3 protein-coding genes are annotated in these 3,739 nt (G+C 72.5%); 1 reads left to right on the forward strand and 2 read right to left on the reverse strand.

Annotated elements, in window-relative coordinates; all coding sequences use genetic code 11:
- Positions 1–164 precede the first annotated feature (164 nt).
- Entirely contained in the window at positions 165–1,094 is a 930-nt protein-coding gene (locus tag ACFWVC_RS38540; RefSeq protein ID WP_384299521.1) for a hypothetical protein, read from the forward strand.
- Positions 1,095–1,169: 75 nt separating this feature from the next.
- On the opposite strand, the gene ptsP is transcribed toward ACFWVC_RS38540, so the two are convergent.
- Positions 1,170–2,840, reverse strand: a complete 1,671-nt coding sequence (gene ptsP / locus ACFWVC_RS38545) for a phosphoenolpyruvate--protein phosphotransferase (protein WP_384299528.1) — start codon at positions 2,838–2,840, stop codon at positions 1,170–1,172.
- Between the two features lie 80 nt (positions 2,841–2,920).
- The gene (locus ACFWVC_RS38550) at positions 2,921–3,370 is read right to left on the reverse strand and encodes a PTS glucose transporter subunit IIA (RefSeq protein WP_384299537.1); all 450 of its coding nucleotides are present in this window, start codon (positions 3,368–3,370) and stop codon (positions 2,921–2,923) included.
- Positions 3,371–3,739: the final 369 nt, after the last annotated feature.

Raw genomic sequence — 3,739 nt, forward strand, 5'->3', positions numbered from 1 at the left:
GCCCTCCTCCCCCCCCGCGCCCCCCCCCGGGGGGGGGGCGGGGGGGGGCCCCCCCCCCCCCCCCCCCCGGGCGCTCTCCGGCTTCCCCGACGCGGACGGGACCGTCACTGTCAGTGCCCCCGGTTACGGTGAGTGAGCATTGATCGTCACACCCAGGGGGAGTCATGACACACACCGAGAACCGCGCGAAGACCGCCCGAGGCAGCGTCAGGACCGGCCGCCGCGCCCTGCGCCGCGAGGCACCGACCACCGTCGCGCTCCTGACCGCGGCCGCGGACTTCGACGCCATGCGCGGCTACCGCACTTTCCGGTTCCACGACCACGCCGACTACCTGCACCGGATGGAGGGGCTGCTGCGCTCCCTCACGTCCCGCGGCATCCACGTCCGCGTCGGCGTCTTCGACCCGGGGGAGTACGCCCGGTACTGCGACGACACCGGAGGCGACCCCGACACCTCGCGCGCACGGGCGCGCTACGCGGCGGACGTCACCGCCTCCGGACCCACCGTCCCGTACACCGGACAGGCGCTGGAACACCTCATCACGCAGATCGAGTACGAGACGACCCGGCAGGCCACCTGGGAGCTCGCGGGCGACATCCTCTCGCGCGCCGGGGACTGCGCGTGCTGCGGCGACGATGTCGCCAGGACCTCCTTCGACCGTGCCTCCCAGGCACTGACCCGTCTCCTCGAAACCGCGGGACCCGGCAGCCACCACGTGGTGTGCAGCGTCCCCACCGAGGACACCACCCTCCTCGCGGCGATGCACGCCCGCTGCGACGAACACGGAATGGTCCACCTCGCCGAAGCCGAGGCCCTCGTGTGCTGCACCGTCCTCGCCGCGGGACTGGCGACCGACAGCCCCGGAGGCCTCGTCGTGCGCAGCACCGCCCCCGCCTCCGGACGCGGCGGCCCGGGCGGCGGACCTCCGGACGAGGTCCGCGGCTGGACACTCCGCGACGGCTGGCTCAGCCCGCTCAGCGAGGCCGAGGTCTTCAACGCCTATTGCACGGACGCCGAGACCGGCGAACCCGTCCTGCCCGAGCCCGGCGTCGTCCACCGCCCGGGCTTCCCCCTCCCGCCCCCGGAGGACTGACCGCACCGAGCTCCCGGCGCGCCGAGAGGCGCCCCGCACATCGGCGGGACGCCCCTCGCGGGAACCGCGTTCACCTCACTCGCCGGACAGCACCGCCTGCGCCGCCCGCCGCGCCTCGTCGGCCGTGTCCGTCGCCCGCGCCGCCGCCGCGGCACGCTCGCACTGCGCCAGCGTGTACTTGGCCAGCGTGGCCCGGACGTAGGGCAGCGACGCCGCGCCCATCGACAGACTCGTCACGCCCAGACCCGTCAGCACGCACGCCAGCAGCGGATCGGAGGCCGCCTCACCGCACACGCCGCAGCTCTTGCCCTCCGCGCGCGCCGCCTCGGCGGCCGCCGCCACCAGGTCCAGCAGCGCCGGCTGCCACGGGTCCTGCAACCGCGAGACCGACCCGACCTGGCGGTCCGCCGCGAAGGTGTACTGCGCCAGGTCATTGGTCCCCAGCGAAAGGAACTCGACCTCCTGCAGGATCGACCGGGCCCGCAGCGCGGCCGAGGGGATCTCCACCATCGCCCCGAACTTCGCCCGCAGTCCGGCCTCCCGGCACGCGTCCGCGAACGCCTTGGCGTCGATGCGGTCCGCCACCATCGGCGCCATGACCTCCAGGTACACCGGCAGGCCCTCGGCGGCCGTGGCCAGCGCGCGCAGCTGCGTCCGCAGTACGTCCGGGTGCGCCAGCAGCGTGCGCAGGCCGCGCACGCCCAGTGCCGGGTTCGGCTCGTCCACCGGCGTCAGGAAGTCCAGCGGCTTGTCCGCCCCCGCGTCCAGCACCCGCACCACGACCCGGCCCTCGGGAAAGGCCTCCAGCACCTGCCGGTACGCCTCGACCTGCTTCTCCTCGGAAGGAGCCTTCTTCGAATCGTCCAGGAACAGGAACTCCGTACGGAACAGACCCACGCCCTCGGCCCCCGCCGCGACCGCCGCCGGGACGTCGGCCGGCCCTCCGACGTTCGCCAGCAGCGGCACCTTGTGCCCGTCCGAGGTCGCGCCCGGCCCGGACGACGCCGTGAGCGCGGCCTTGCGCTCGGCCGCCGCCTTGGCCAGTTCGGCCCGCCGGTCCTTCCCCGGCTCGACGAAGATGTCGCCGGTACTGCCGTCCACGGCGATGACCGTGCCCTCGGTCAGCTCGGTCGCGCCCTGCAGCGCCACCACCGCCGGCACTCCCAGGGCCCTGGCCAGGATCGCGCTGTGACTGGTCGGGCCGCCCTCCTCGGTCACGAAGCCCAGCACCAGCGACGGGTCGAGCAGCGCCGTGTCCGCCGGCGCCAGGTCCCGCGCGATCAGCACATACGGCTCGTCGCTGTCCGGCACACCCGGCATGGGCACACCGAGCAAGCGCGCCACGATCCGGTTCCGCACATCGTCCAGATCCGCGACCCGGCCTGCCAGGTACTCGCCCGCGTTCGCCAGCAGCGCCCGGTATGAGGCGAAGGCGTCGTAGACCGCGCGCTCCGCGGAACTCCCCACCGCGATGCGCCGCTCCACGTCGGCCATCAGCTCGGGGTCCTGCGCCATCAGCGCCTGCGCCTCCAGCACCGCCTGCGCCTCGCCGCCGGCCAGATTGCCGCGCGCGATCAGGTCGTTGGCGACCGCCTCGACGGCCTGCCGCGCCCGTGCCTGCTCCCGCGGTGCCTCCTCGGCCGGAATCTGCTTGGCCGGGGGTTCCAGCACCGCGGTGCCCATGTGCCGTACCTCGCCGATCGCCACACCGTGGCTGACACCGACGCCTCGCAGCGTTGTCTCCATCTCACCCGTCTCCGGTTGTCGCGGACGCACGCGACCGCGTTCTTTGTGTAACTGCGTCGGGAGTGGCCTTGCCGAAAAGGCTACGTCCAGGAGAAGAGGGCGGCCCCGGCGACCACGTCGGCGTCCTCCACCACGTCCGACAGCGCGTCGGCCGTCGCCTCCAGCGCCACCACCGGGCACACGGGGGACTTGCCGGCGGCCTCGACGGCGGCCGGGTTCCAGCGCACCATCTCCTGGCCGCGCACCACGGTGTCGCCCTTGGCGACGAGCACCTCGAAGCCCTCGCCGTTCAGCTGCACCGTGTCGATGCCCAGGTGCGTCAGCACTCCGTGGCCGTCTGTGTCGACCACGACGAACGCGTGCGGATGCAGGGAGACCACCACCCCGTCGATGGGGGACACCGCCGTCGACGGCTCACGCACGGGGTCGACCGCCGTACCGGGGCCGACCATCGCGCCGGAGAACACGGGGTCGGGCACTGCCGCCAGTCCGATGACTCGCCCGGTCAGGGGCGCCGAAACAGTCGTCATAGTGAAGCCTCCTGCAAGTGGTCCAGACCACTTAGTCTGCCACCCCTCCGGGACCCGCCACACCTCTGGGCAGCGGATTTGCTCCGACCGGGCGGGTCCACTAGGTTGGGACAACCCCCGGGACGAGAACAGTGCGGAAACGCGTGTCCTCGTAATCCGGGTGGTAAATCCGACGGAAAGCATCTGCTAAAGTCGGGGAGCGCGAAAGCCGAAAGGCCGAAACGCAAAAGCAGGAAAGCGTGAATCCCCGCCGGCGGGAATCGGGCCCGAAAGAGTCTGATAAGCTGGTGACAACGAAGGGAAAGCCCGGAGGGGCCGGTGAAACGGTCTCGAAGGAAGCTTCCGTTCCTTGAGAACTCAACAGCGTGC

It is taken from the genome of Streptomyces sp. NPDC058691 (assembly GCF_042714775.1).
Classification (GTDB): Bacteria; Actinomycetota; Actinomycetes; order Streptomycetales; family Streptomycetaceae; genus Actinacidiphila.